This window comes from Aureimonas sp. D3 (assembly GCF_001463805.1).
Taxonomy (GTDB): domain Bacteria; phylum Pseudomonadota; class Alphaproteobacteria; order Rhizobiales; family Rhizobiaceae; genus Aureimonas; species Aureimonas ureilytica_A.
Genome location: NZ_BBWM01000022.1, coordinates 1 through 23,599, shown reverse-complemented (window position 1 = coordinate 23,599; position 23,599 = coordinate 1). Strand labels below are relative to the sequence as shown.

The following is a 23,599-nucleotide window of genomic DNA, read 5'->3' as shown; positions in this document are numbered from 1 at the left end:
CGGCCGTATCCGAGGTCGAGGTCATGCGCATGCTTCGGAAGGGACGATGGTCGGCAGCCTCGTCGCAGGGTCGAAGGCTCGAGACATCAGACGTCCGTCTCGCGCGTTCATCGCCTGGAAATCGGAACGGAACAGAATCTTCGCCGTCCGATCGGCTATTGGCAACAGGCTCCCGTCACCAACTCGTGCCAGAGGCTTTCCGCGAAGCCGCGCAGGACGATCAGCTCGAAACGCTCCGGCGCGAGGCAGGTGAGGTGGATGCCGATATGGCCGAAGAGCGTCGCGGCCGAGGTGCCCGGCGTGAAGGCCGTCTCGTGGAGATCGACCCCCGTTCCCCGCGCCAGAGCGCTGCGCGCGCGCCGCCCATCCAGCGACAGGCGCACGCGCCCATGGCTCTGGTCGCTCAGCGCCAACGAGGCGCCGGGCTGAGTGGTCAGCCGCGCCCATTCGCCGGGGCGCAGCGGCTCGGAGCCGAGCACGAACCATTGGCCGGGCGCATAAGGGCGCACCGCATGAGGGCTGCCGTCCCCCAGCGCCGTGAGGAGAGGATCGAGCGAGGCCGCGTCCGCGCCGGGACGGGCGAGCGCGTGGATCAGCCGGCCCTGCGGCAGCGCGGCGAGCGTCAGGCTCCCGTCCGGCGCGCGTTGCGGCGGATAGGGAAGGGCGGGCGAGAGGGTCAGCGCCTCAGGCATGGAGCCTCCTGTTTTCGGGATCGACGAAGCACGGGGCGCAGAGGCGGGCGGGCGTGACCTCGCCCGCGAGCCCGTTCCAGACCAGCACTTCCTCGCCATGCCGCTCCGCGCCGCCCGCCACCAGCGCGAGGCCGATCGTGGAGCCGACATGCGGCGAGAAGCAGGAGGAGGTGACGTAGCCCTGATCGTTTTCGAGCGTGGCGTCCGCGCCCTTGTTCAGGATATGCGAGCCCGTCTTGAAGCTCGTGGCGGGGTCGAGCGGCTGAACGCCGACCAGCGCCGGGCGGCCGGGCGCGGTGAGGCCCTCGCGCTCCAGCATGTGCTTGCCGACGAAATCGCTCTTGGTGCGCGAGACCATGCGCCCCATGCCGAGATCGGCTGCTGTCACCGTGCCATTGATCTCCGCATGGGTGACATGGCCCTTTTCGATGCGCAGCACGCCGAGCGCTTCCGCGCCATAGGGGCAGATGCCGTGAGGCGCGCCCGCCGCCATCAGCGCGTCGGCCACCGCCTCGCCATAGCCGGCGGGCACGGCGATCTCATAGGCGAGCTCGCCCGAGAAGGAGATGCGGAAGAGCCGGCCTTCCAACCGCCCGCCGAAGAGCGTGACGGCCCGCGCGGCCATGAAGGGCACGGCCTCATCGGACAGATCGCCATCCACGACCTCCGACAGGATGTCCCGCGCGCGCGGGCCGGCCAGCGCCATCTGCGCCCATTGGTCGGTGGAGGAAGCCAGCCGCACGTCCAGTTCGGGCCAGACGGTCTGGGCGTAGAATTCGAGATGGGCGAGCACGCCGGCGGCGAGCGCCGTGGTGGTGGTCATGACGAAATGATCCTCCGCGAGCCGGCTCGTCGTGCCGTCGTCGTAGATCATCCCGTCCTCGCGCAGCATGACGCCGTAGCGCGCGCGCCCGACGGGCAGCTTGGCGAAGCCGTTGCAATAGATACGGTCGAGGAAGGCGGCGGCGTCCGCGCCGCAGATCTCGATCTTGCCGAGCGTCGAGACGTCGCAGAGCCCCGCCGCCTCGCGCACGGTGCGCGCCTCGCGGTCGACGCTCTCGCGCCAATGCGTCTCGCCCGCGCGGGGGAACCAGGCCGAGCGATACCAGAGCCCGGTTTCCACGAAGCGCGCGCCGTTCCGCTCGGCCCAGCCATGAAGCGGCGAGCGGCGCACGGGCTGGAAGTCGCGCCCCTTGGCCGCGCCCGTCAGCGCGCCGAAGGAGACGGGCGTGTAGAAGGGGCGGAAGGTCGTGGTGCCGACCTCGGCGGGCGAGAGGCCCCGCGCCTCGGCCAGAATGCCGATGACGTTGACATTGGAGAGCTTGCCCTGATCGGTCGCCATGCCGTTGGTCGTGTAGCGCTTGGCGAGTTCCACATGGGCGAAACCCTCGCGCACGGCGAGGCCGAGATCGGCCAGATGCACGTCGTTCTGATAGTCCACGAAGGCCTTGCCCTTCGGCGCGGCGATGCGCCAGACCGGGCGGGCGGGCGCGGCCGACACATCGCCCTCGACCGGGCCGAAATGGGCGGGCGCGGCTGCGATGCCCAGCTCCGCCAAGGCGGCCGATGCGGCGCGCGCGCCCTCCTCCAGGCATTCGGCCAGGGTCGAGCGACCATTCGCGGAGCCGGCGAGCGACAAGGGGCCGAGCGCATCGGGCGCGAGGAAGGCCGAATGCGCCTCGCTCCAGCGCGGCTTGCCGCCCCGGTGGCAGGCGAGGTGAATGCGCGGGCTGAAGCCGCCGGACATGGCGAGCGCGTCGGCCTCGATGGTCCGCTCCTCGCCGCTCGGCAGACGCAGTGTGACGGCGCGCAAGCGCTTGCCGCCCGCCGTGCCCGCCACCGTTGCGCCGGCAAAGAAGGGCGCGGACAGACCAGGATCGGCCGCCTCGGGGCGCGTGTCGATGACCGCCGCGAGGCCTACGCCCGCCGCCTCCAGCGCGCGCGCGGCATGGGCGCCGGCGTCGGACTGGGCAAAAACGGCGACTTTCGCGCCGACTGCGACGCCGTGGCGGCGGGCATAGGCGAGGGCGGCATCGGCCGTCAAGACGCCTGGCACATCGTTGCCGCCGAACACGAGCGGGCGCTCTTCCGCGCCGGTGGCGAGGATCGCTCGCTGGGCTGCGATGCGCCACAGGCGCTCGGGCATGGGCGAGCCGGCGGGGAGCCGCTCTACCGCGCCGAACACCATGTCGTCATACCAGCCGAAGGCCGTGGTGCGCGGGAGAACGCGCACATGCGGCATATCGGCGAGTTCGCGCAGCGCCGCATCCGCGAAGGCGTCGGCCGTCTCGGCGCCGATATGCCGCCCGGTGTCGCCGAGGAGGGAGCCGCCGGCTTGCGGATTCTCGTCCAGAAGGATCGCGCGCGCTCCCGCCCGGCCCGCCGTCAGCGCGGCGGCGAGCCCCGCCGGCCCCGCGCCGACGATCAGGAGGTCGCAATGCGCCCAGAGCTTTTCGTAAGCGTCCGGGTCGGCCTCGTGGCTTGCCCGGCCGAGGCCCGCCGCCCGGCGGATCAGCGGCTCGTAGACCTTCTCCCAGAAGGGCGCGGGCCACATGAAGGTCTTGTAGTAGAAGCCCGCCGAGAGAAAGGGGGAGAGAAGGCCGTTCACCGCGCCGATGTCGAAATCGAGCGAGGGCCAGCGGTTCTGGCTGGTGGCGGCGAGGCCTTCGGTCAGCTCCACCATGGTGGCGCGGGTGTTGGCTTGCCGCCGGCCGCCCGCGCCGATCGTCACCAGGGCGTTGGGCTCGGCCGCGCCCGCCGTGACCGGGCCGCGCGGGCGATGATATTTGAACGAGCGGCCCATCAGCAGCCGATCATTGGCGATCAGCGCCGAGGCCAGCGTGTCGCCGGGATGGCCCTGATAGGCGCGCCCGTCGAAGGTGAAGCCGATCTGGCGCGAGCGGTCGATCCGCCCGCCCTGGGGAAGCCGGCTGGCGCTCATCGCTCGCTCTCCGTGGTGGCGGCCGGGGCCGCGAGACGCAGCGAGGCGGCGTCCTCGACGCTCGATGTCTCGTGGGTCGCCGTGTCGCGCGTCACCACCAGCCAGCGGCGGCAGCCGCTCGCATGGTGCCAATGTTCGCTGTAGGTCCCGCGTGGGTTCTCGCGCAGATAGACATGGGCGTACCACGCCTCTTCGCCGGCCTCCGGCGCGGGACGGGCAAGGGCCGCGCCCCGGACGGTGAACTCTTCCCTCGGCCTTGCCCCGCAATGGGGGCAGCGGATCAGACTGGCCATGATGTCCTCAGTGAAGGTTCGGCTGGGCGCCCTGGCCCTTTTCGTCGATCGCATAGCCACGCCGGAACCGGTCCAGCCGGAAGGCGCGCGCCGTCTCGTGCGGCTCGCCCCTGGCGATCAGATGCGCGAAGCAGAAGCCGGAGGCGGGCGTGGCCTTGAAGCCGCCATAGCACCAGCCGGCATTGAGATAGAGATTGTCGATCGGGGTGCGGTCGATGATGGGCGAGCCATCCATCGACATGTCCATGACGCCGCCCCAGGAGCGCAACATGCGCACCCGCGACAGGGCCGGGATCATCGCGACGCCCGCTTCCGCCACATGCTCGACGGTGGCGAGATTGCCGCGCTGGGCGTAGGAATTGTAGCCGTCGATATCGCCGCCGAAGACCAGCCCGCCCTTGTCGGACTGCGAGACGTAGAAATGGCCCGCGCCGAAGGTGACGACGCCGTCGATGAAAGGTTTGAGCCCTTCCGACACGAAGGCCTGAAGCACATGGCTTTCCAGCGGCAGCACCATGTCCACCATGGCGGCGGTGCGCGAGGAATGGCCGGCGGTGGCGAGCGCCAGCTTGCCCGCCCCGATGAAGCCCTTGCTGGTCTCGACGCCGACAACGCGCCCGCTCTCGCGCCGGATGCCGGTCACTTCGCAGTTCTGGATGACATCGACGCCCAGCGTGTCGGCCCCGCGCGCATAGCCCCAGGCCACCGCATCATGGCGCACCGTGCCGCCGCGCGGCTGGAGGAGGCCGCCCTTGATGGGAAAGCGCGCATTGTCGAAGTCCAGGAACGGCAGCTTGGCGCGCACGGCCTCCGCGTCCAGAAGCTCGGCATCGACGCCGTGCAGGCGCATGGCGTTGCCGCGCCTCGTATAGGCGTCGCGCTGCGCGTCGGAGTGGAAGAGGTTGAGGACGCCGCGCTGCGAGACCATGGCGTTGTAGTTGAAATCCTGCTCCAGCCCTTCCCAGAGCTTCATCGACAATTCGTAGAACGGGTTGTTGCCGGGCAGGAGATAGTTCGAACGGATGATCGTGGTGTTGCGCCCGATATTGCCCGAGCCGAGCCAGCCCTTTTCCAGCACCGCGACATTGCGGATGCCGAAGGTCTTGGCGAGGTAATAGGCCGTGGCGAGCCCATGCCCGCCGCCGCCCACGATCACCACGTCATACCGGGGCTGGGGCGCGGGGTCGCGCCAGGCGGGCGTCCAACGCGTGTTGCCGCGAAGGCCGTTCAGGAAGACGGAAAGGGCGGAATAGCGCATGGGCGGCCCCGGCAATGGCTGACGGGCGTCAGATTGGCAGGCCGGCCCCCGGCTTGGCTTGCCTTTGAGAGACGCTTTCTGATACGGTCGGGACATGACTGCGCTTCCTGGCTCCTCTGCACCCGCCACCGCTTCGGAGCGGATAGGCTTTCTGCTTCTGCCGGGCTTCGCGCTCATGTCCTTCGCCTCAGCGAGCGAGCCGTTTCGCGCCGCCAATATCCTGGCCGGGCGGCCGCTCTATCGCACGGTGGCCTTCGCCGAAGGGGGCGGGCGCGTGCGCTCGTCGGGCGGGACGGAGCTGGAGGCGGCTGCGCTGCCCGCGCGCGACTGGGGGCTGGATATTCTCTTCGTCTGTGCCGGCGGCTCGCCGGAGGATTGGCACCGGCCGCTCGTCCACGCCGCGCTGCGCCAGGCCGCGAGCGAGGGCGTGCGGCTCGGCGGCATTTCGGGCGGCTCCTTCGTGCTCGCGGCGGCAGGCCTCCTGCGGGGCCGGCGCTTCACCCTCCATTGGGAGCACGCGCCGGCGCTGCGCGAGGCCTTTCCCGATCTCGCGCCCGAGCAGGCGCGCTTCGTGATCGACCGGGACCGGCTGACCTGCGGCGGCGGTGTCGCGCCGCTTGACATGACCCATGCGCTGATCGCCGAGCGCATGGGCGCCGATTTCGCGCGGCGTGTGTCGGACTGGTTCCTTCATACCGAGATCGGCGCGGCGGCCGGGCCGCAGCGCGGCTCCCTGCCGGAGCGATACGGCGTCCACCATCCCGCGCTCGTCGCGATCTTGGGTCAAATGGAGGCGAGCGTTGAAGCGCCGCTCACTCGGCAGGCCATGGCGCGGCTGGTGGGTCTCTCCACGCGGCAGGTGGACCGCCTGTTTCGCGAGCATCGCGGCACGACCTTCGCGGCGGACTATAGCCGGCTGCGGCTCGACCATGCCGCGCGCTTGCTTCGCGAAAGCCCGCTGTCGGTGGCCGAGATCGCGTTCGCCACCGGCTTCTCCAGCGCCAGCCATTTCTCGCGCCGCTTCCGCGAGACCTTCGGCCGCAGCCCGGCCGAGGCGCGGGCCGCTCAGCGCCAGACCTGACGCTTTTTCTGGACGCGGCCGTTCATCCCCTCCATGTGGGCAGGGGAACGAGTTGGAAAGGTGGGCGGATGGCGGGGTCGGACAGGCGGGACGAAGGCGGATCTTCGGAGATGGCGCGCGGTGAAGCGACGCCCGTCCTGGCGCAGGACCCCCATGCCGTGCGCGAGCCACGGCAGAACAATCTGGAAATGGCGATCGGGCTGGAGGTGCGCGCGCGGCGCAAGGACCTCGGCATCACCGTGGCGGATCTCGCCAGCGCCACGGGCCTCTCGCCCGGCATGTTGTCCAAGATCGAGAACGGCAATATCTCGCCCTCGCTCACCAGCCTTCAGGCGCTGGCGCGGGCTCTCGGCCTGCCCATCACCGCCTTTTTCCGCCGCTACGAGGAGGTGCGCAACGCCGTGTTCGTGCGCGCGGGCGAGGGGGTGGAGCTGGAACGGCGCGGCACCCGCGCGGGCCACCAGTACAACCTTCTCGGCCATATCCACGAGAACACGAGCGGCGTCACGGTCGAGCCCTATCTCATCACGCTCACCACCGATTCCGACGTGTTCCCGACCTTCCAGCACGCCGGCATGGAGTTTCTCTACATGCTGGAAGGCGAGGTCGTGTACCGCCATGGCGACCAGCTCTTCCACATGCGTCCGGGCGACAGCCTGTTCTTCGATGCCGACGCGCCGCATGGGCCGGAACAGCTCGTCACCCTGCCGAGCCGCTATCTCTCGATCATCGCCTATCCGCAAAGCGCCGCCGCGCCCTGACGCCAGCAGGCTGCCTATGAAGAAGGCAATTGCCCAATATTTCTTCTGAGGAATTTTTTATTCTTCCTAGTTGATTCCCGTCCGCGTCTCGGCATACCTTCCGTCCAACGAAAGACGGAGACCGGCCATGTGCGGCATCGTTGGATTGTTCCTGAAAGACCCGGCCCTGGAGCCCCAGCTCGGCGCTCTCCTGTCGGACATGTTGATCACCATGACCGATCGCGGGCCGGACTCGGCCGGGATCGCCATCTACGGCGGCGAGGCGGAGGGGCAGGCCAAGCTCACCGTGCAGTCGCCCGAGCCCGCGAGCGATTTCGCCGGGCTTGAGGAGAAGCTGGTGGAGGTCTCCGGCGGCTCGGCCCGCGTCACCGTCAAGAGCACCCATGCCGTCATCACGGTGGCGGAGGACAGGCTGAAGGCCGTGCGCGAGGCGCTGGCGGGGATTTCTCCGTCGCTGCGCGTCATGGGCGCGGGCACCAGCGTGGAGATCTACAAGGAAGTCGGCCTGCCCAAGGATGTGGTGGCCCGCTTCGGCGTGTCGGCCATGCACGGAACCCATGGTATCGGCCACACGCGCATGGCGACGGAGTCGGCGGTCACGACCATGGGCGCGCACCCGTTCTCGACCGGGGCCGACCAGTGCCTCGTGCACAATGGCTCGCTCTCCAACCACAACAATCTGCGCCGCGAGCTGGTGAAGAAGGGGATGCGGTTCGAGACCACGAACGATTCCGAGGTCGCCGCCGCCTATCTCACCGCCGAGATGGAGACGGGCAAGGATCTGGGCGAAGCGCTGACCGGCGCGCTCGACGATCTCGACGGCTTCTTCACCTTCGTGGTCGGCACGAAGTCGGGCTTCGGCGTCTTGCGCGACCCGATCGCCTGCAAGCCCGCCGTGATGGCCGAGACCGATCAATATGTCGCCTTCGGCTCGGAATACCGCGCGCTCGTGAACCTGCCGGGCATTGAGACGGCCCGCGTCTGGGAGCCCGAGCCCTCCACCGTCTATTTCTGGGATCACGATAAGGCCGCCGCCTGAGGCGCGCCCGTTCCAGGCTTTTGTTTTTCGCATTGTCCGGGCGCGAAAGCCGACCCGGCTTTCGCTGGAAATGCTCTAGCTCCATCGAAGGATCATTCCATGCCCGTCTTCGACTTGGCTGTCACGCCGCTGCGTGAGCTGAACCAGGCGCTCCATGCCGTTCCGGCCGGCACCAACGACACGGCGTTCGAGGTGGTGAACCCGCGCGGCGCCCATTCCGTGGCGGTCGGCATCGACAGCCCGCTCGCCGTGCAGGTCAAGGGCTCGGTCGGCTATTACTGCGCCGGCATGAACGACGGCGGCACCGTCACCGTCGAGGGCTCGGCCGGGCCGGGCGTCGCGGAAAACATGATGTCGGGCACGGTCGTGATCGAGGGCGATGCCTCGCAATATGCCGGCGCCACGGGCCGGGGCGGCCTCCTCGTCATCAAGGGCAACGCGGCGTCCCGCTGCGGCATCTCGATGAAGGGCATCGACATCGTGGTGCACGGCTCGATCGGCCACATGTCGGCCTTCATGGCGCAATCCGGCAATCTCGTGGTGCTGGGCGATGCCGGCGACGCGCTCGGCGACTCTCTCTACGAGGCGCGCCTTTTCGTGCGCGGCTCGGTGAAGAGCCTGGGCGCGGACTGCATCGAGAAGGACATGCGACCCGAGCATCTGGACGCTCTCGGCGAGCTTCTCGCCAAGGCCGGCGTCGAGGGCGTCTCGCCCTCCGAGTTCAAGCGCTACGGCTCGGCCCGCACGCTCTACACGTTCAACATCGACAACGCCGACGCGTATTGAGGCGGGAAGACGGACCGATGAGCTATCAGAACCCCCCCATGCCGCCGAAGAAGTCGGCGACCTTCGACGACCACACGATGGCCGAAATCCGCCGCGCGGCGGCGACCGGCATCTACGATATTCGCGGCGGCGGCACCAAGCGCAAGGTGCCCCATTTCGACGACCTCCTGTTCCTGGGCGCGTCGATCTCGCGCTATCCGCTGGAGGGATACCGTGAGAAGTGCGACACCTCGGTCACGCTCGGCACGCGCTACGCCAAGAAGCCGATCCACCTGAAAATCCCGATCACCATTGCGGGCATGAGCTTCGGCGCGCTGTCGGGCCCCGCCAAGGAGGCGCTGGGGCGCGGCGCGACCATGGCCGGCACCTCGACCACGACGGGCGACGGCGGCATGACGGACGAGGAGCGCGGCCATAGCCAGACGCTGGTCTACCAGTATCTCCCCTCCCGCTACGGCATGAACCCCAAGGACCTGCGCCGGGCCGATGCGATCGAGGTCGTGGTCGGGCAGGGGGCCAAGCCCGGCGGCGGCGGCATGTTGCTCGGCCAGAAGATCAGCCCCCGTGTCGCCAAGATGCGCAACCTGCCCGAAGGGATCGACCAGCGCTCGGCCTGCCGCCATCCGGACTGGACGGGGCCGGACGATCTGGAGATCAAGATCCTGGAGCTGCGCGAGATCACCGATTGGGAAAAGCCGATCTACGTTAAGGTCGGCGGCTCCAGGCCCTATTACGACACCGCGCTCGCCGTGAAGGCCGGGGCCGATGTGGTGGTGCTGGACGGGATGCAGGGCGGCACGGCGGCAACGCAGGACGTTTTCATCGAGAATGTCGGGATGCCGACGCTCGCCTGCATCCGCCCCGCCGTGCAGGCGCTTCAGGATTTGGGAATGCACCGCAAGGTGCAGCTCATCGTCTCGGGCGGCATCCGCTCGGGCGCCGATGTCGCCAAGGCCCTGGCGCTCGGGGCCGACGCTGTCGCCATCGGCACGGCGGCGCTGGTCGCCATCGGCGACAACGATCCCAAATGGGAAGCCGAGTATCAGGCGCTCGGCACCACGGCGGGCGCTTATGACGACTGGCACGAGGGCAAGGACCCCGCCGGCATCACCACGCAGGACCCCGAGCTGATGAAGCGGGTGGACCCCGCGCTCGCGGGCCGGCGCCTCGCCAATTATCTCAAGGTCATGACGCTGGAGGCGCAGACCATCGCGCGCGCCTGCGGCCACAACCACCTGCACAATCTCGAACCCGAAGACCTCGTGGCGCTGACCATCGAGGCGGCCGCCATGGCGCAGGTGCCCATCGCCGGCACGGGCTGGATTCCCGGCAAGGGCTTCTGAGAGGTTTTGGGAAACAGGGCGGCGGACCAAGCCGACCGGCTCCCTGACAGGCTCTAAGAGCCCCAACCACACGACCGGCGCGTCTGGAGGAGAGCGCGCCGGTCCTTCTCCCCAGCATGGCCCCATCCTTTCGATCCGCAACCGTCCAAGGGTTCCGCGATGACCGTCGATCTCTCCGCCTATGCCGCCGAGCGCGGTATCCGCTATTTCATGATCTCCTATACCGATCTCTTCGGCGGGCAGCGGGCCAAGCTGGTGCCGGCACAGGCCATCGGCGACATGGCGCGCGACGGCGCGGGCTTTGCGGGCTTTGCCACCTGGCTCGACCTGACGCCCGCCCATCCCGATCTCTTCGCCGTGCCGGACGCCTCGGCGGTCATGCAGCTTCCCTGGAAACCCGATGTGGCCTGGGTCGCGGCCGACTGCATGATGGACGAGAAGCCTGTCGATCAGGCCCCGCGCGTTCTTCTCAAGCGCCTGATCGAGGAAGCGGCCTCGGAAGGGTTGCGGGTGAAGACCGGCGTCGAGCCGGAATTTTTCCTCGTGACGCCCGACGGCCAGCAGATTTCGGACGCCTATGACGCGGCCGAGAAGCCCTGCTACGACCAGCAGGCGCTGATGCGCCGCTTCGATGCGATCGCCGAAATCTGCGACGGGATGCTGGAACTAGGCTGGAAGCCGTATCAGAACGACCATGAGGACGCGAACGGCCAGTTCGAGATGAACTGGGAATATGACGACGCGCTCAAGACCGCCGACAAGCATTCCTTCTTCAAGTTCATGACCAAGTCGGTGGCCGAGAAGCACGGGCTGCGCGCGACCTTCATGCCCAAGCCCTTCAAGGGCCTGACCGGCAATGGCTGCCATTGCCATATCTCGGTCTGGAACCTCGAGGGCACGCGGAACGCCTTCGCCGACAAGACCATGCCCTTCTCGCTGTCGGAGGAGGGCCGGCACTTCCTCGGCGGCATCATGAAGCACGCCTCGGCGCTGGCGGCGATCACCAATCCGACCGTCAATTCCTACAAGCGCATCAACGCGCCGCGCACCATCTCGGGCGCGACCTGGGCGCCCAACTCCGTCACATGGACCGGCAACAACCGCACCCATATGGTGCGCGTGCCCGGACCGGGGCGCTTCGAGCTGCGCCTGCCGGATGGGGCGGTGAACCCCTATCTGCTCCAGGCCATCATCATCGCCGCCGGGCTGGACGGCATCCGCACCAAGGCCGACCCCGGCCCGCATCGCGACATCGACATGTATCGCGAGGGCCATACGATCACCGACGCGCCGCGCCTGCCGCTCAACCTTCTCGACGCGCTGCGCGAATACGAGAAGGACGACGGCCTGCAGGAGGCGATGGGCCGCGAATTCTCCTCGGCCTATCTGACCCTCAAGCGCCGCGAATGGGACAGCTATTGCAGCCAGTTCACCCCTTGGGAGCACGAGACGACGCTCGACGTCTAAGTCGTTCCGCTCGCCCTGATGGAGACCCGGCGATGAGCCAATATATGCTGACCGTGACCTGCCGCTCCACGCGCGGCATCGTGGCGGCCATCTCGACGCATCTGGCGGCCAAGGGCTGCAATATCGTGGACTCCGCGCAGTTCGACGATCTCGACACCGGCCGCTTCTTCATGCGCGTCGGCTTCAACTCGGAAGAGGGCGCGGACCTCGCCGGCGTCGAGGCGGGCTTCGCCGAGATCGCGGCACCCTTCGCCATGACCTACGCCTTCCATGACGCCGCGCGGCGCATGAAGGTGCTGCTTATGGTGTCGCGCTTCGGCCATTGCCTCAACGACATTCTCTACCGCTGGCGCATCGGCGCGCTGCCGATCGAGATCGTCGGCGTCGTCTCCAACCATCTCGACTATCAGAAGCTCGTGGTGAACCACGACATTCCCTTCCACCACGTGCCGGTGACCAAGGCCAACAAGCCCGAGGCCGAGGCGCGCATTCTCCAGATCGCGGAGGAGGCGGGGACCGAGCTGATCGTGCTCGCCCGCTATATGCAGGTTCTCTCGGACGCGATGTGCCAGCGCATGTCGGGGCGCATCATCAACATCCACCACTCGTTCCTGCCGAGCTTCAAGGGCGCCAACCCCTACAAACAGGCCTATGAGCGGGGCGTGAAGCTGATCGGCGCGACGGCCCATTACGTGACCGCCGATCTGGACGAAGGTCCGATCATCGAACAGGACGTGGCGCGCATCACCCATGCGCAATCCTCGGCCGATTACGTCACGATCGGCCGGGACGTGGAAGCACAGGTCCTGTCACGCGCCATCCACGCCCATATCCACCACCGCGTCTTCCCCAATGGCGATCGCACGGTGGTCTTCCCGGCGTCTCCAGGCGGGTACGCTTCGGAGCGCATGGGCTGAAGCTCTTACGCGGTTGGGCCGCGATCAGTCGCCCTGCCGCGCCAGAAGCGCCTGGGCGATGCGCGAGGCTTCGGCGACATGGGTGGCGGCGGCATTCGCGGCGCGCTCCTTATCCCGCACGCGAATGGCGGCAATCATGCGCGCCATCTGCTCCGGCCCCTCGACATCGCGGCGCTCGGTCTTGATCGTGAGGGAGCGCAGATGGTTGATGCGCGCCGTCAGAGAGCTGACGATGCTCCAGGCGACATCGCAGCCCGCCTCCTCGAAGAGGATGCGGTAGAATTCGCTGGTCTCGGCGAGAACCTGCCGCCCGTCCCGCGCGCCATAGGCGGCCTTGATGCGCCCGAGAACGACCTCCAGCCGGTCGGCAGCCTCCGGCCCCTTGCGCTCGGCGCAGGTACCAGCCGCCAGCGCTTCCAGCGCGCCGCGAATGTCGTAGATCTGCCGGGCCTCGTCCAGCGTCGTCTCGGCGACGATCGGCCCTTTTTGCGGCAGGATCGACACCAGCCCTTCCGATTCCAGATGGCGCAGCACCTCGCGCACGATGGTGCGGCTGACGCCGAGCTGCTCGCACAGGTCGCGCTCCACCAGCCGCTCGCCGGGCTTGAAATAGCGCTCCAGAATGGATTCGCGCATCTTCTCCAGCGTCAGCTCGCGCAGCGTGCGTTGCGGGCGCTCGACGCGCAGGCGCGTGCGGCGCGGGTCGGGGGCCGTGGAGCTTGCCACTGTCATGCTCGTTCCGTTTCCTGTCGAAGGTTCGACATGGTGTCTATCAGCAGAAGACATGCGTGGCGTGTGGATCGAAGCCAAGCCACACCGTATCGCCTTTCGACAGGCCGCTGATCGCCTCGTGGCCGAAGGGCAGGCGCACCGACACCGTTTCACCCCAGCTCGTGCGCGCCGCGACATGGACGTTCGAGCCGAGAAAGGTCATGTCGTCCACCCGCACGGGGAGCGTGCGCGCGTCCTCCGGCTCGCGGCGATGGAGATGCAGGCGCTCGGGGCGCAGAAGCAGCGAGCCCTTGTTCTGCCGGCCGCCGCCGCCATGGACGGGCACGCCTGGCACCACGAGATCGGGGCCGAGGCGGACATCCGCCACATGCCCGTCGGAGGCAAGCACCGCGCAGGAGAGGAAGTCGCTGTCGCCGATGAACTCGGCGACGAAGCGCGTCGCGGGCTCGGCATAGAGCTGCGAGCCCGTGCCGACCTGATCGATCACGCCTTTGGAGAAGACGGCGATGCGATCGGACATGCGCAGCGCCTCTTCCTGGTCGTGCGTGACATAGAGGATCGTCACTTCCGTTTCCTGGTGGATGCGGCGGATCTCGTGCTGGATTTCCTCGCGCAGCTTCTTGTCGAGCGCCGACAGCGGCTCGTCCATCAGAAGCACCGGCGGGTCGTAGGCGAGCGCGCGGGCCAGCGCCACGCGCTGCTGCTGGCCGCCCGACATCTGCGCGGGCTTGCGATCCTCGAAGCCTTCGAGCCGGACGAGGCGCAGCATCTCGCGCACCTTGGCGTCGATCTCGGCCTTGGAGCGCCGGCGCACCTTCAGGGGGAAGGCGATGTTCTCGCCGACCGTCAGATGGGGAAACAGCGTGTAGCGCTGGAACACCATGCCGATCTGGCGCAGATGCGAGGGCGTGGAGAGAAGCGACTGACCGTTCAGAAGAATGTCGCCCGAGCTGGGCGACTCGAAGCCGGCCAGGATGTAGAGCGTCGTGGACTTGCCCGAGCCGGAGGGGCCGAGAAAGGTCATGAACTCGCCGCGACGGATATCGAGATCGACATTCTGGACGGCGACCAGCTTGCCATATTCCTTGCGGATGCCACGGATTTGCAGGAACGGATCGCTCACGACTTGAATCCTTTTCGCACCAGGGCGGCGAGCACCATGAGGGCGATGGTGAAGAGGACGAGCAGCGTCGAGGCGCTGGCGATGACCGGCGTCAGATCCTGGCGCAGCACGGTCCAGATGCGCACGGGCAGCGTCTGGAGCGTCGGGCTCGCCATGAAGATCGCCAGAACCACCTCGTCCCACGAGGTCAGGAAGGAAAAGATCGCCGCCGAGAAGAGCCCGTGCCCGATCGAGGGCAGCGTGATGCGGATCTTGGCCTCCAGCGGGCTCGCGCCGCAGAGCACGGCCGCATCCTCGATCGACTTGTCGAAACCCTCCAGCGCGTTGGTGATCGCGAGGATCGAGAAGGGCAGGGCGACCACGAGATGGGCGATCACGAAGCCCGTCACCGTGCCGTTCAGCCCGACGCGCAGGAAGAACGCGTAGAGCGCCACCGCCAGCACCACGACGGGCAGGATCATCGGCGTCAGGAACAGGGCTTTGAGCGCCTCGCGCCCCCGGAACCGGCCTCGTACCAACGCGAAGGAGGCGCAGAGCCCGATGCCGACCGAGAAGAGCGTGACGAGACAGGCGATCTGGAAGCTGACCCAGGCCGATTCCAGCCAGCGCGGATCGGCGAAGAACTCGGCGTACCAGCGCAGCGTCCAGGAGGGCGGCGGGAAGATCAGCCATTGCGACGAGCCGAAGGAGAGCGCCGCGATGAAGAGGATGGGCAGGAGCAGGAAGGCCGTCGTCAGAAGCGTGATCGCGATCAGGACATAGCGCCACCAGCCGAGGCGCTCGAAATGCAGCAGCATGTCAGCGCCCTCCCATTTCGGACGTGCCGAAGAGCTTGAGCTGCAGCGCGTAGAGCGCCAGCGTCACGACGAGGAGCACGAAGGCCGCCGCGCTGCCCATGCCCCAGTTGACGAGTGACTGGACGAACTGGGCGACGAGTTCGGCGAGCATCATGTTGGACGTGCCGCCGAGCAGCGCGGGCGTCACGAAGTAACCCAGCGACATAACGAAGACCATGAGCGCGCCCGCCGCCATGCCGGGCGCGGCCAGCGGCACGAGAACGCGCCAGAGGCACTGCCAGCGCGTCGCCCCGCACAGCGCAGCCGCCTGGAGAATGGCCGGATCGATGCGCCGGATGACGCCGTAGAGCGGCAGGATGATGAAGGGCAGCATGATATAGACCATGCCGATCGTGACGCCGACGAGATTGTTCACGAGCGTCAGCGGCTGGCTGATGATACCGAGATTCATCAAGGTCTTGTTGATGATGCCGGTGCGCTGGAGCAGCACCATCCAGGCATAGGTGCGGGCCAGGAGGTTGGTCCACATCGACAGAAGCAGAATGGCGAAGACGATGCGCGACCAGCTCGGCGGCATGATGGCGAGCGACCAGGCCACCGGAAAACCGATCAGGACGGCGAGCGCCGTCACGAGGCCGGACACGGTGAACGTGTTCAGGAAGACGCGCAGATAGGTCTGGGAGCCGAGCAGCGTCTCGTAGTTCTGAAGGCCCGGTTGGGGTTCGAGAACGCTGCGCAGAAGCAGCGACACCACGGGTACGACGAAGAAGACGAAGAGAAGCAGCAGCGCCGGGACCGCCGGGCCGAGCCCGGCAGGCAGCCAGCGCCGCCGCTGCGGGCGCGCGATCAGGGCCGGACTGTTGGTGAGATGGGACATGGTCTCTCGCCCTTCTGGGTCAGGGGCAGGGAAGCGGAAGCGCGGGCGAGGCGGCGCGCGGGGCCGCCTCGATCCGCCGCCCCTTACTGCGCCTGCCAGGCGTACCAGCGGGTGCCGATCTCGTCGCGGTGCTGCGCCCAATAGGCCATGTCGGCATTGACCTGGCTCGCCTTCTGCTGGTCCGGCAGGGTCTTGGCGACGGCGGGGTCCATCAGCGCGGGCGAGGCCGTGTTGGTCGGGGCGTATCCCGTCAGCGCCGCCATCTGGGCCTGCGCCTCGGGCGAGGTCGCGAAGGCGATGAACTTCATCGCGTTCTCCTTGTTCTTCGTGCCCTTGGGCACGACGAGGGCGTCGGCGGCGGTGATATTGCCGTCCCAGGAGGTCTCGACGGGCACGCCGTCATGGGCGAGCGCGGTCAGGCGTCCGTTCCAGAAGGAGCCGTAGGGCGCTTCGGCGGAGGCCAGAAGCTGCTGCGACTGCGCGCCGCCCGACCACCAGATGATATCCGACTTGATCGTGTCGAGCTTCTTGAAGGCGCGGTCGAGATCGAGCGGATAGAGCTTGTCGGCGGGTACGCCATCGGCCAGAAGCGCCGCCTCGATCACGCCGGGGGCGGACCACTTGTAGAAGGTCCGCTTGCCCGGAAACTTGGTGGTGTCGAAGAGGTCGGCCCAGGTCTTGGGGCAGGCGGCGACCGCGCCCGAATTGCAGCCGATCACGAAGGAATAATAGAAGGAGCCGACCGAATGGTCGGTGACGAAGCGCGGGTCGAGCTTGGTCTTGTCGATCACGCCGAAGTCCAGCGGCTCCAGAAGCCCCTGTTGGCCCGCTTGCACGGCGTAGTCGCCCTCGACATCCACCACATCCCAGGTGACGCCCTTGGCCTCCACCATGGCCTTCAGCTTGCCGTAGTCGGTCGGCCCGTCCATCAGGACGTTGACGCCGGCCTTGGCCGCGAAAGGATCGGCCCAAGCCGCCTTCTGCGCGTCCTGCGTCGTGCCGCCCCAACTGGTGAAGACCATGTCGGCGGCAGACGCCGGCAGGGCGACGACGATCGGCGCTGCGGCGGCGAGAAGCGCCGAGAGAAGGAATGCGCGTTTCATGAGATCTGTGCTCCGAGGGTTCGAGGGGCTGTCACGGCCTGCATTCCATCGGCGCGCCTTCGCGGCGCGCCGGTCCTCCCTGGCCCCGGTCCGGGGCCGATCCGTTGGAGCCCGTTCGACGACCCGTTCGGGTCGGCCCAGCAGGTCCTTTTCGCCCCCCGTTTCGTTGCCAATGTCAGTCGATGCTGACCTAGCGTCGACTGCGTTTGGCTGATCACGGGGACAAAAATTCCCTCGCCGGCCCTCCGCCGACGGGTTGTCGAACGGGCTCTCAGCGCATCACGAACGGGTCCGGGATCGGATCGTCCGAGGTGCGCAGCCAGACGGTTTTCGTCCTTGTGTAGTCGAGCGCGGCGGCAAGCCCGCCTTCGCGCCCGTGGCCGGACCGCTTGAAGCCGCCGAAGGGGGCGATGGGCGAGACGGCGCGGTACGTGTTGATCCAGACGACGCCCGAGCGGATGGCGCGGGAGACCCGATGCGCCCGCGTCAGGCTCGTGGTGAAGATGCCGGCCGCGAGGCCGAAGGCCGTGTCGTTGGCGAGCCGGATCGCCTCCGCCTCGCTCTCAAAAGAGACGACCGACAGGACGGGGCCGAAGAACTCCTCCGCCAGCGAGGGCGAGGCAGCGCCGTCGCAGTCGAGAATGGTCGGCGGGTAGAACCAGCCTTCGCCTTCCGGCACACGCCCGCCCGTGACGAGCGTCGCGCCGGCCTGGAGCGAGCGATCCACCAGCCCCTGAATATGCTCGCGCTGGCGCCGCGTGCAGAGCGGGCCGACTTCCGTCGCGCGGTCGAGCGGCGCGCCGATGGCGACGCGCTCTGCCTTCTGCGTCAAGAGCGCCAGCATCCACTCCTTGGCGGCGCGCTCCACCAGAAGGCGCGAGCCCGCGACGCAGCTCTGGCCCGTGGCGGCGAAGATGGCGGCGACCTGCGCATTGGCCGCGCTTTCGAGATCGGCGTCGGCAAAGACGAGGAAAGGCGACTTGCCGCCGAGTTCCAGCGAGGTCGAGGCGAGGTTCTCGGCCGAGCCCCGCACGATATGGCGCGCCGTTTCCGGCCCCCCGGTGAAGGCGACATGGGCGACGAGCGGATGGCGCGTCAGCGCCGAGCCGCAGGCCGGCCCGAAGCCGGTGAGGATATTGACGACGCCGGGCGGAAAGCCGGCCTCGTGGACGAGACGGGCAAATTCCAGAAGCGGGGCCGGCCCGTCCTCGGAGGCCTTGACGACGAGCGTGCAGCCCGCCGCCAGCGCCGGGCCGAGCTTGACGGCGGCCAGGAAGAGCTGGCTGTTCCACGGCACGATGGCGGCGACGACGCCGACCGGCTCGCGCCGCGTCCAGACCTCCATATCGGGCTTGTCGATCGGCAGGACCGCGCCTTCGATCTTGTCGGCCAGCCCCGCATAATAGCGGTAATAGTCCGCGACATAGGCGATCTGCGCCGATGTCTCGCGGATGATCTTGCCCGTGTCGCGCGTTTCCAGCTCCGCCAGAACCTGCGCATTCTCTGCCACGAGATCGGCGAGGCGGTAGAGGAGCTTGCCGCGCGCGCTCGGCGTGAGGCGCGGCCATTCGCCGTCCCACAGAGCGCGGTCGGCGGCCCGCACGGCGCGGTCCACATCGCCCTCGCGCGCTTCGGGCATCTCGGCCCAGGGCGCGCCGGTGGCGGGGTCGAGGCTTTCGAACCGCGCCTCGCCATCGGTGAAGGCGCCGTCGATATAGGACTGGAAGCTTCGCATCGGATCAGGCTCCGAAGGCCGGCATGACCTCGGCGATGAAGCGTTCGAGCGAGGCCTTCTTGCGCTCGAAGCTCATGCCGGTGTCGATCCAGAAGGAATATTCGTCATATCCCATGGCCTCGTAGGCCTTGATGCGATCGATCACCTCGCCGGGTTCGCCCACCACATTGTTGCGCCGCATGGCGTCCGCCGAGATCATCGGATTGGCGGCGAGTTCCTCGGGCGACAGGCGCTCGATCAGGCCCTGATGGACGGGCCGCTCGTTTTTGAACCAGGCGAAGAAGTAGTTGTAATAGACCGACAGCTCGCGCGCGGCCTCGGCGACATCGGCCTCGTCCGAGCCGACATAGGTGTGGCGCAGGAGCATGATCTTCGGACGCGCCTTCTGCGGGTGCGCCGCGCAGGCCGCCTCGAACCGCTCCATCAGCGTCTGCGTTTCGCCATCGTCCTGCCAGAGCGGCGTCACCTGCACGTTGCAATCGTTGGCGACGGCGAATTCATGGCTGTTGGGATCGCGTGCCGCCACCCAGATGGGCGGCCCGCCGGCCTGCACGGGCTTGGGCGCGGAGGTCGTGGACGGGAAGGTCCAGAACTCGCCCTCGTGGGCATAGTCGCCAGCCCAGATGTTCTTCACCGCCGGGATCAGCTCGCGCATCCGTTGACCCGCGCCCCAGGCGTCGAGGCCGGGGTGCAGCCGCTCGTATTCGTAGGAATAGGCCCCGCGCGCGATGCCGAGGTCGAGCCGTCCGCGCGTGATGAGATCGGTCATCGCCGCTTCGCCCGCCAGCTTGATCGGGTGCCAGAAGGGCGCGATCACCGTGCCCGTGCCGAGCCGGGCCTGTTTCACGCGCGAGGCGAGATCGGCGATGGTCACGAACGGGTTGGGCGCGATGGTGAAGTCCATGCCATGATGCTCGCCGGTCCAGATGGCGTGCATCCCGCCCCGGTCGGCGATCTCGCAGAGCTGGAGAAACTCCTCGTAGAGGTTTTCCTGCCGCTGGCCCGCGTCGAGGCGCTCCATATGGGCGAAAAGGGAGAACTTCATGGGTCAGGCCTTTCGTGCCAGCGGGTGAACCTGGCCGGCGGTCTCGTTGCCGACATAGACGCCGAAATTGCCGAGCGCCCGCTCGGAGACGAAGCGCCTGAGAATGTCGGCGGCGTGAGTCGTGGCGAGCCGGTCCATGGGCAGCGCGTCCAGCGGGAAGAAGCGGCCCGTCTTCGGCTCGCCCGCTTCCGCGACGGAGCGATAGACGATGTTCTGACGCCGCCCCGCCCGGTCCTCGAACACCGAGAAGAGATAACCGGCCGCGATCTCCAGCCCGAGCCGTTCGGAGAGATCGGCCTCGATCGCCGCCACCGGATCGCGCTCGCCGAGCATCGTGCCGGGAAGGGCGAAACGCCCGTCCGCTTCGGACACCAGCAGGATCTCGCCGGCGCGCTCCACCACGGCCGAGACGATCGTCTCCTCGTTCGTGGCGGCTCTTGCGGCCTTGGCTTCGAGCGAGGGCGTGAAATAGCCGCCACGGACATAGCCGAGCCCGTTGCGACCGGAATTCTCGAAGCCGCCGACGCGCCCGATCAGGATGGCGTGGTCGCCCGCGTCCACGATCCGGTCCGTTGTGCAGTCGAACCACGCCGCCGCCGCCGGGAAGACCGGGGAGCCCACCGGCCCGTCGTGCCATTCCACCGCCAAGAACCGATCCTCGACCGGCCGCGCGAAGGTGTTGGAGACGTCCTTCTGGTCTTCGGCGAGGATATTGACCGCGAAGCCCGACGCGCCCGTGACATGGGCATAGTTGCGTGAGGTCTTGGCGAGGCACACCAGAAGCAGAGGCGGATCGAGCGAGACGGAGGCGAAGGAATTGGCGGTGAAGCCGATCGGGCCGCCCTCAGCGGTTCGGGTGGTGACGACGGTGACGCCGGTGGCGAAGGCGCCGAAGGCGTCGCGCAGGGCGCGGGGGTCGAAAGAGGTCATGCCGTTTCCTCCGGGGAGTTCGTCAGCGTCGCAACCAGTCCGATAGAAGCCGGTTCACCTCGTCCGGCGCGGTGAGGTTCACCATATGACGGTGGCCCTCGATGATAGCGGCCTCGCCCTTGGGCGCGGCCTCGGCCATGGCCCGGCTCATGGCGGGCGTGGAATTGGGGTCGCCGTCGCCCGTCACGAAGAGGGCGGGGCATTCGATCTCGGGCCAGGTATCGGAATAGGTCGCGTCGCCGCCGGCAAAGGCGGCATAGGCCGTGGCGTAGCCGGCCGGGTCCACGCGGCTGAGCCAGCCGCGCGTCAGGCGGTAGGCGGGTTCATGCTCCGCGCCTTCGCCGAACCAGCGCCGGAGCGGCCCGTCGAAATCCACCGCGCCGCCTCCGGCGATCTCGGCCGCGCGGGCGAGCACGGCGGCGCGCGCTTCCGGCGAGCGGCGATACACGCCGTTAAGCAGCGCGACGCGGGCGATGCGCGGGCCGAAGCGCGCAGCCGAGCCGCCGGCGATCAGCGCGCCCATGGAATGGCCGGCGAGATTGACCCGGTCCAGCGCCAGTTCGTCGAGCGTCCGGCCGAGCCAGTCCACGAAGGCTTGGAGCGGCGCGCTCGCCGGCAGGGGCGCGCTCTCGCCGTGCCCCGGCATGTCCAGCGCGATGACGCGGTGCGTGCGCGACAGGGCCTCGATCTGCGGGCCCCAGGCGTCCAGCCGCATCCCCACGCCATGCACGAGGACGAGCGGCTCGCCCGAGCCGGCCTCGTGGAAAGCGGTGCCGCCCGCCGTCCTAGACCGCTGCGGGGTTGGCGACATCGTGGCCCAGATCCTTGAGGTCCTGATAGCGGTCGCCGATGCGGTGGTGCGGACGCCCGCCCACGGACGCGCCGAGCGCGACCAGAATTTCGTTCGCGGCCGGCGCGTCTGGCACCGATGTCTGGATCGTCAGGTAATGGGAACGGCGGCCTTCGTCGTTCTTGTCCATGAGCGGGATCATGACGGGCGCGTTGGCGGGCCCTCGGGTGTTGCAGAAGGCGAGGTAGGATTTCGCGCCGACCGCCTGCCGGTAATGATTGCCGAAACGCAGCGTGTGGATCAGCGCCGAAGCGTGCTCGATCTCACCGTCAAGCCCGACCACGGCCGACTTGCCATAGGCCTCCACCGCCTCGCCCGAGCCGACCGCGTCGAGGATCATGCGGGTCAGAAGCTCGCCCAGGATCGGCGCGCCGGCATGGATCTCGGGCTTCAGATCTTCCACGAAGCCGCGCCCGGCCCAAGGGTTCCGCACCACTGCGATGGCGGTGAAGAGCTTGAGCGGAACCGGTGCCGCCTTGCCGCCCTCGACCAAGGTCGTCTCGACCTGCAGCAGCGTTTTGCGAATGTCCATCTCAGGAAGCCCTCTCGACCTTCAAAACGTACCGTATCATGGTATACCAAAATACGATCTGTCAATCGCCCGTTGCAACGTGGTTCGTCGCGATCCGAAGGAAGGTTGCCGGACGTCTTCATTCGACCTCTTGAAGGGCATCGTCGCAAACGTGGTCAGCGCGTTGCGAGCCTATGTGCCCTGGGCGGAAGCAGCAGAGGATCCAAGGGGGCGTTTGCGGTTCAAAGACTGGCCTTTCGCGCCCGACGACACGCTGTTTGGGATGCGGTGACATGCGCTTCGTGCCGGATGTGCGCGAGCGGCTGGCGGGCCGCCTGACCGCAGTCCTCAATTAACGCCTCGCCTTGGCTGGAGGGGGGGCTTGGTTCACAGGGAGGCGACGCCACATGGCACGAGGGAGGCCGACACGGATCATTGACGAGCCCTCGACGTCATCCACGCGGAGGCGCCATCCTGCTGACAGCCCTGGTACGAGTCGCGCAGCCTCGTAACCGATATCGCAAGCGGAACCAGAGAGAGCGACGCGAGGACCGTCGCCGACGAGGACCGCCAGCGTCTGCTCGTCATTCCCGGTGTAGGACCGCTCGACGTCACGGCGCTCGTCGCGGCCGTGGTTGTTGGCGTTGAGTTCAAGCGGGCGGTGATGTCGCTGCCTGGCATTTCCAGGCGCGGCAACAGCCATCTGCGTCGTCTGTCTGTTCACGGAGGGAGGTCTGCGAGAGCGACAAAAGGGAGGCTCCGTCCGTGGCTCGATCCGCTCCAGACGCGCGCACGAGACCGTCGCCGCCGAGACACTCGCCGTCCAGCAGCCCTTGGATGCAACCGACCCCTCCTCGGCGTCCTCCATGACGAACGCAGTCTGCACCTTCCGTGAAAATCGCCGTCTTCACCGACTTTTCCGCGTCCCTCCGCCGGGATCACAAGTGGAAGAGTCCGGTTCGAAGTGGTTCGATCTTCTGAAGACCCGTCGATCGCGAGCCCCACCTTTGTCGGCGGGGCTCACGCATGGCTCCCCGATCAGCCGAACACGGCCGTCAGCGCGCCGTCGATGGCGGTGGTGATGGCGTCGATCTCGGCGGCGTTGGCCACCAGCGCCGGGGCAAGGCAGAGCGTGTTGTTGAGGCCGGGGATCGAGCGGTTCGACGCGCCGATCATCACGCCCCGCGCGCCCGCTTCCGCGATGACGCGCGCCACGCTCTTCTCGTCCACCGGCTCCTTGGTCGCGCGATCCTTCACCAACTCCGCCCCCTGGAACAGGCCGAGCCCGCGCACATCGCCGATGACGGCGTGCTTCTCT

The 23,599-nt window shown here is 68.0% G+C and carries 21 protein-coding genes and 1 pseudogene; 7 read left to right on the top strand and 15 right to left on the bottom strand.

Translation table 11 applies throughout. The annotated features are described in order from the left end of the window. Positions 1–155: 155 nt before the first annotated feature. Genes AUL36_RS05925 through AUL36_RS05910 form a run of 4 tightly spaced genes read right to left on the bottom strand, consistent with a single transcriptional unit; the run spans position 156 to position 5,184 of the window. Positions 156–692 carry a sarcosine oxidase subunit gamma gene (locus AUL36_RS05925; protein ID WP_062218919.1) on the bottom strand — a complete coding sequence of 179 codons (537 nt, stop codon included), beginning with the start codon at positions 690–692 and terminating at the stop codon, positions 156–158. Beyond that, positions 685–3,633 carry a sarcosine oxidase subunit alpha family protein gene (locus tag AUL36_RS05920; protein ID WP_062218917.1) on the bottom strand — a complete coding sequence of 983 codons (2,949 nt, stop codon included), beginning with the start codon at positions 3,631–3,633 and terminating at the stop codon, positions 685–687. Before AUL36_RS05920 ends, AUL36_RS05925 begins: the two co-directional genes overlap by 8 nt. Continuing rightward, entirely contained in the window at positions 3,630–3,926 is a 297-nt protein-coding gene (locus AUL36_RS05915; protein ID WP_062218915.1) for a sarcosine oxidase subunit delta, read from the bottom strand. Before AUL36_RS05915 ends, AUL36_RS05920 begins: the two co-directional genes overlap by 4 nt. Positions 3,927–3,933: 7 nt before the next feature. Continuing rightward, positions 3,934–5,184: a sarcosine oxidase subunit beta family protein gene (locus AUL36_RS05910; RefSeq protein ID WP_062218913.1), complete on the bottom strand. Its 1,251-nt coding sequence runs from the start codon at positions 5,182–5,184 to the stop codon at positions 3,934–3,936. Between the two features lie 94 nt (positions 5,185–5,278). Between AUL36_RS05910 and AUL36_RS05905 the strand changes: the two genes are divergently transcribed. The 7 genes from AUL36_RS05905 (at position 5,279) to purU (ending at position 12,578) form a co-directional block, all read left to right on the top strand. Then, the gene (locus AUL36_RS05905; RefSeq protein WP_062218911.1) at positions 5,279–6,265 is read left to right on the top strand and encodes a GlxA family transcriptional regulator; all 987 of its coding nucleotides are present in this window, start codon (positions 5,279–5,281) and stop codon (positions 6,263–6,265) included. Between the two features lie 110 nt (positions 6,266–6,375). Further along, complete coding sequence (locus tag AUL36_RS05900) at positions 6,376–7,026, top strand: helix-turn-helix domain-containing protein (RefSeq protein WP_062218953.1); 651 nt, start codon at positions 6,376–6,378, stop codon at positions 7,024–7,026. Between the two features lie 127 nt (positions 7,027–7,153). Further along, entirely contained in the window at positions 7,154–8,065 is a 912-nt protein-coding gene (locus AUL36_RS05895; protein ID WP_062218910.1) for a class II glutamine amidotransferase, read from the top strand. Between the two features lie 99 nt (positions 8,066–8,164). After that, positions 8,165–8,851 carry a GXGXG domain-containing protein gene (locus tag AUL36_RS05890; RefSeq protein ID WP_062218908.1) on the top strand — a complete coding sequence of 229 codons (687 nt, stop codon included), beginning with the start codon at positions 8,165–8,167 and terminating at the stop codon, positions 8,849–8,851. A 17-nt stretch (positions 8,852–8,868) separates the two neighbouring features. Continuing rightward, positions 8,869–10,194 (top strand): FMN-binding glutamate synthase family protein, encoded by a 1,326-nt coding sequence (locus AUL36_RS05885; protein ID WP_058599751.1) that lies wholly within the window; start codon positions 8,869–8,871, stop codon positions 10,192–10,194. 159 nt (positions 10,195–10,353) lie between these two features. Next, positions 10,354–11,661, top strand: coding sequence for a type III glutamate--ammonia ligase (gene glnT / locus AUL36_RS05880; protein ID WP_062218907.1), 1,308 nt, complete (start codon positions 10,354–10,356; stop codon positions 11,659–11,661). A 32-nt stretch (positions 11,662–11,693) separates the two neighbouring features. Then, positions 11,694–12,578 carry a formyltetrahydrofolate deformylase gene (gene purU / locus AUL36_RS05875; RefSeq protein ID WP_062218905.1) on the top strand — a complete coding sequence of 295 codons (885 nt, stop codon included), beginning with the start codon at positions 11,694–11,696 and terminating at the stop codon, positions 12,576–12,578. Between the two features lie 24 nt (positions 12,579–12,602). On the opposite strand, the gene AUL36_RS05870 is transcribed toward purU, so the two are convergent. From AUL36_RS05870 to AUL36_RS05820, 11 genes and pseudogenes are all read right to left on the bottom strand, one after another. Next, positions 12,603–13,310 (bottom strand): GntR family transcriptional regulator, encoded by a 708-nt coding sequence (locus AUL36_RS05870; protein WP_062218903.1) that lies wholly within the window; start codon positions 13,308–13,310, stop codon positions 12,603–12,605. A gap of 40 nt (positions 13,311–13,350) precedes the next feature. Continuing rightward, complete coding sequence (locus tag AUL36_RS05865) at positions 13,351–14,433, bottom strand: ABC transporter ATP-binding protein (RefSeq protein WP_062218901.1); 1,083 nt, start codon at positions 14,431–14,433, stop codon at positions 13,351–13,353. Continuing rightward, positions 14,430–15,230 carry an ABC transporter permease gene (locus AUL36_RS05860; protein ID WP_062218899.1) on the bottom strand — a complete coding sequence of 267 codons (801 nt, stop codon included), beginning with the start codon at positions 15,228–15,230 and terminating at the stop codon, positions 14,430–14,432. The genes AUL36_RS05865 and AUL36_RS05860 overlap by 4 nt, the downstream gene beginning before the upstream one ends. A gap of 1 nt (position 15,231) precedes the next feature. Beyond that, positions 15,232–16,107: an ABC transporter permease gene (locus AUL36_RS05855; protein WP_058599745.1), complete on the bottom strand. Its 876-nt coding sequence runs from the start codon at positions 16,105–16,107 to the stop codon at positions 15,232–15,234. An 83-nt stretch (positions 16,108–16,190) separates the two neighbouring features. Next, complete coding sequence (locus tag AUL36_RS05850) at positions 16,191–17,210, bottom strand: ABC transporter substrate-binding protein (RefSeq protein ID WP_062218897.1); 1,020 nt, start codon at positions 17,208–17,210, stop codon at positions 16,191–16,193. Between the two features lie 271 nt (positions 17,211–17,481). Beyond that, a complete protein-coding gene (locus AUL36_RS05845; RefSeq protein WP_062218896.1) occupies positions 17,482–18,945 on the bottom strand; it encodes an aldehyde dehydrogenase in 1,464 nt (487 codons plus the stop codon). A 4-nt stretch (positions 18,946–18,949) separates the two neighbouring features. Further along, entirely contained in the window at positions 18,950–19,990 is a 1,041-nt protein-coding gene (locus tag AUL36_RS05840; RefSeq protein WP_062218893.1) for an LLM class flavin-dependent oxidoreductase, read from the bottom strand. Positions 19,991–19,993: 3 nt separating this feature from the next. Next, entirely contained in the window at positions 19,994–20,920 is a 927-nt protein-coding gene (locus AUL36_RS05835) for a flavin reductase (protein WP_062218891.1), read from the bottom strand. Positions 20,921–20,942: 22 nt separating this feature from the next. After that, the gene (locus AUL36_RS05830) at positions 20,943–21,731 is read right to left on the bottom strand and encodes an alpha/beta fold hydrolase (RefSeq protein WP_062218889.1); all 789 of its coding nucleotides are present in this window, start codon (positions 21,729–21,731) and stop codon (positions 20,943–20,945) included. Beyond that, complete coding sequence (locus tag AUL36_RS05825; RefSeq protein ID WP_058599739.1) at positions 21,706–22,302, bottom strand: amino acid synthesis family protein; 597 nt, start codon at positions 22,300–22,302, stop codon at positions 21,706–21,708. Before AUL36_RS05825 ends, AUL36_RS05830 begins: the two co-directional genes overlap by 26 nt. Before the next feature lie 1,017 nt (positions 22,303–23,319). Further along, positions 23,320–23,599, bottom strand: a pseudogene (locus AUL36_RS05820) (aminotransferase class III-fold pyridoxal phosphate-dependent enzyme); the annotation flags it as partial.

Bases quoted from the DNA above. Each gene is read 5' to 3' on its own strand.
- AUL36_RS05840 (WP_062218893.1), bottom strand. From the start codon at position 19,990: ATGAAGTTCTCCCTTTTCGCCCATATGGAGCGCCTCGACGCGGGCCAG.
- AUL36_RS05835 (WP_062218891.1), bottom strand. From the start codon at position 20,920: ATGACCTCTTTCGACCCCCGCGCCCTGCGCGACGCCTTCGGCGCCTTC.
- AUL36_RS05895 (WP_062218910.1), top strand. From the start codon at position 7,154: ATGTGCGGCATCGTTGGATTGTTCCTGAAAGACCCGGCCCTGGAGCCC.
- AUL36_RS05870 (WP_062218903.1), bottom strand. From the start codon at position 13,310: ATGACAGTGGCAAGCTCCACGGCCCCCGACCCGCGCCGCACGCGCCTG.
- AUL36_RS05825 (WP_058599739.1), bottom strand. From the start codon at position 22,302: ATGGACATTCGCAAAACGCTGCTGCAGGTCGAGACGACCTTGGTCGAG.
- AUL36_RS05845 (WP_062218896.1), bottom strand. From the start codon at position 18,945: ATGCGAAGCTTCCAGTCCTATATCGACGGCGCCTTCACCGATGGCGAG.
- glnT (WP_062218907.1), top strand. From the start codon at position 10,354: ATGACCGTCGATCTCTCCGCCTATGCCGCCGAGCGCGGTATCCGCTAT.
- purU (WP_062218905.1), top strand. From the start codon at position 11,694: ATGAGCCAATATATGCTGACCGTGACCTGCCGCTCCACGCGCGGCATC.
- AUL36_RS05850 (WP_062218897.1), bottom strand. From the start codon at position 17,210: ATGAAACGCGCATTCCTTCTCTCGGCGCTTCTCGCCGCCGCAGCGCCG.
- AUL36_RS05910 (WP_062218913.1), bottom strand. From the start codon at position 5,184: ATGCGCTATTCCGCCCTTTCCGTCTTCCTGAACGGCCTTCGCGGCAAC.
- AUL36_RS05920 (WP_062218917.1), bottom strand. From the start codon at position 3,633: ATGAGCGCCAGCCGGCTTCCCCAGGGCGGGCGGATCGACCGCTCGCGC.
- AUL36_RS05925 (WP_062218919.1), bottom strand. From the start codon at position 692: ATGCCTGAGGCGCTGACCCTCTCGCCCGCCCTTCCCTATCCGCCGCAA.
- AUL36_RS05900 (WP_062218953.1), top strand. From the start codon at position 6,376: ATGGCGCGCGGTGAAGCGACGCCCGTCCTGGCGCAGGACCCCCATGCC.
- AUL36_RS05830 (WP_062218889.1), bottom strand. From the start codon at position 21,731: ATGTCGCCAACCCCGCAGCGGTCTAGGACGGCGGGCGGCACCGCTTTC.
- AUL36_RS05890 (WP_062218908.1), top strand. From the start codon at position 8,165: ATGCCCGTCTTCGACTTGGCTGTCACGCCGCTGCGTGAGCTGAACCAG.
- AUL36_RS05860 (WP_062218899.1), bottom strand. From the start codon at position 15,230: ATGCTGCTGCATTTCGAGCGCCTCGGCTGGTGGCGCTATGTCCTGATC.
- AUL36_RS05905 (WP_062218911.1), top strand. From the start codon at position 5,279: ATGACTGCGCTTCCTGGCTCCTCTGCACCCGCCACCGCTTCGGAGCGG.
- AUL36_RS05915 (WP_062218915.1), bottom strand. From the start codon at position 3,926: ATGGCCAGTCTGATCCGCTGCCCCCATTGCGGGGCAAGGCCGAGGGAA.
- AUL36_RS05855 (WP_058599745.1), bottom strand. From the start codon at position 16,107: ATGTCCCATCTCACCAACAGTCCGGCCCTGATCGCGCGCCCGCAGCGG.
- AUL36_RS05885 (WP_058599751.1), top strand. From the start codon at position 8,869: ATGAGCTATCAGAACCCCCCCATGCCGCCGAAGAAGTCGGCGACCTTC.